The sequence below is a fragment of the Nocardia sp. NPDC004722 genome (assembly GCF_053601505.1).
This window is the reverse complement of record NZ_JBSGBY010000967.1, coordinates 1-2,000: the sequence shown is the minus strand read 5'-3', so window position 1 is coordinate 2,000 and position 2,000 is coordinate 1. Positions and strand designations below refer to the sequence as shown.

Sequence of the window (2,000 nt, the reverse complement as noted above, 5' to 3'; positions counted from 1 at the left end):
GGTTCGACGGTGACGGCCGCCTACCTGGAATACCGCGGCGACGACGGCGTGGCCTGGGCATTCGGCGAGAGCGACACCGCCCCTCGCGCGACGGTGGCCGCATTGTTCGCCGCGAGCACCCGGGTCCGCGCGAGGGTCTCGGCCTAGTCCGCGCTGCCACCCGCCACCTTCGGACCGGAATCCCACGCCGGGATTCCGGTCCGCCGCGCGGTCGGACGACCTCGAACCCACTGCGCGGCAGCCGTTCTGGTTGTCAGAGAGGCGTACGGGCGCGATACGCGCGAGGCATCGGGTGTTCAGGCGGAGTCGTCGCGCGCTGGATTCGGGCCGGGATTGTCGAGGCGGCGTTCCAGTTCCTTGACGCGGTGTTCGAGTTCGGCGATGCGTTGGCGCAGTTCGGATTCCGAGGCGGCGCGGGCGTCGGTGGAGAAGGGGGCGGCCTGCATGAGGGCGATGACCCGGTCGCGGATGTCCTTGGGGTCGGCGCTCTGGCTGATCAGGACCTGGGTGGCTACGCCGGCGTCGTCGGCGACGAGGCCCAGCAGCAGATGTTCGGGCCCGATGTAGTTGTGGCCCAGGTGCAGTGCCTCGCGCAGCGAGTGTTCGAGGACCGACTTGGCGCGGGGTGTGAACGGGATGTGCGCGTCGACCGCGTGTTTCGCCGGAATGCCCACCGCGTGGCCCACCAGCTCGCGGGTGCCGGAGAGATCGAGGCCGAGCTCTGCCAGGGTCTGCCCCGCGACGGGGTCCGCGCCGTGAATCAGGCCGAGCAGCAGGTGTTCGGTTCCGATCCAGTCGTGGCCGAGCAACCGGGCTTCCTCCTGGGACAGCACGATGGTGCGGCGGGCGGTGTCGGTGAACCGTTCGAACATGGGCTTCCACCTAGGGGCGAGGTGTCGATTCGTCCACCGTAGTCCCCTTCGCCCTCCCGGCATGCGTTTGCCGGAATGAGGGGGCAGGGCACGGGATCAAGCGGGGCGGTCGAGTTGGGGGGCTCGGGGGCTGCGCCGATAGGCCGAGACCGCGGGGGAATCCGGGAGCCACAGCCGCCACGGGCGGTCGGCGGCGAGACTCACGCCGACGCGCGGGCCGGTGGAAACGGCTGCGCCGTCCGCGATTTCGGGACCGAGCTCGAGGCTGATGGCGGCCGTCGGGTCGAACAGGTGAGTTCCGTAGTCGTCCAAGGTGATTGCGAGGGCGCTGCCGACATTGCCGGGTCCGCGAGCGAGATCGGCGTCGCTGCGGGCGGCGGGGCGGCGGGCGCGCGCGATATCGAGGCCCTCGATGATCTCCCCGGCCCGGATGAGCACCGCGCTCGCGAGTCCGTCCGGGCCGCTGGTGACATTCACGCAGGTGTGCATGCCGTAACTGAAGTAGACGTAGAGCACGCCGGGCGGACCGAACATGACGTTGTTGCGCGGGGTGCGGCCGCGATGCGAGTGGGCGGCCGGATCGGGCCAGGGTCCGGCCGGATCACCGCCGTACGCCTCGACTTCCACGATGCGCAGGGCGACCGGTCCGGAGCGGAGCGTGCCCCCGAGCAGTCGCCGGGCGGCGTGCAGCGGTTCGACCGCGAGATCTTCGGCACCCACGGCGAACCATTGTTCCGCAATGCCCGCCCGGGTTCGCGGGCGGGCGGGTGGCTAGCTCAGAGCCATTCGGCGACGCCGCCGTGGCCCGAGCAGGTGCCGCGGCGGTGCTGGCTGAAGCTCCAGGTGCCGTCCTTGCAGCGGGCGGTGGCCCCGTCGGGGGCGGTGGCGGACTGTTCGGGGCGATGCACGCACGCGCCGTCGACGTTCTCGTATTCGCCTGCCCCGCAGGCGGTGTGGACGATCGGGGCGGCGGCGGCCGGTCCGGCGAGCACGGTGCTCGCACCGAGGAAGGCCGCGGCGGCCCAGGGCAGGATATGTCGCGCCACGCGGCGCGTTGTCTGGCTGATCACTACGAAAACCCCTGCGGAAGAACGACATCGATTCGGGGGCGGACGCCCCCGACGAGCG

3 protein-coding genes are annotated in these 2,000 nt (G+C 71.3%); all 3 read right to left on the bottom strand.

Features of this window, described 5'->3' with window-relative positions; all coding sequences use genetic code 11:
* Positions 1-296: 296 nt before the first annotated feature.
* The 3 genes from ACWELQ_RS44670 to ACWELQ_RS44660 all read right to left on the bottom strand — a co-directional run bounded on the left by ACWELQ_RS44670 (position 297) and on the right by ACWELQ_RS44660 (position 1,918).
* Positions 297-872, bottom strand: coding sequence for a Clp protease N-terminal domain-containing protein (locus ACWELQ_RS44670; RefSeq protein ID WP_452403018.1), 576 nt, complete (start codon positions 870-872; stop codon positions 297-299).
* A gap of 96 nt (positions 873-968) precedes the next feature.
* A complete protein-coding gene (locus tag ACWELQ_RS44665) occupies positions 969-1,592 on the bottom strand; it encodes a DNA-3-methyladenine glycosylase (RefSeq protein ID WP_452403017.1) in 624 nt (207 codons plus the stop codon).
* A 56-nt stretch (positions 1,593-1,648) separates the two neighbouring features.
* Positions 1,649-1,918, bottom strand: a complete 270-nt coding sequence (locus tag ACWELQ_RS44660) for a DUF3761 domain-containing protein (protein WP_452403016.1) — start codon at positions 1,916-1,918, stop codon at positions 1,649-1,651.
* Positions 1,919-2,000: the final 82 nt, after the last annotated feature.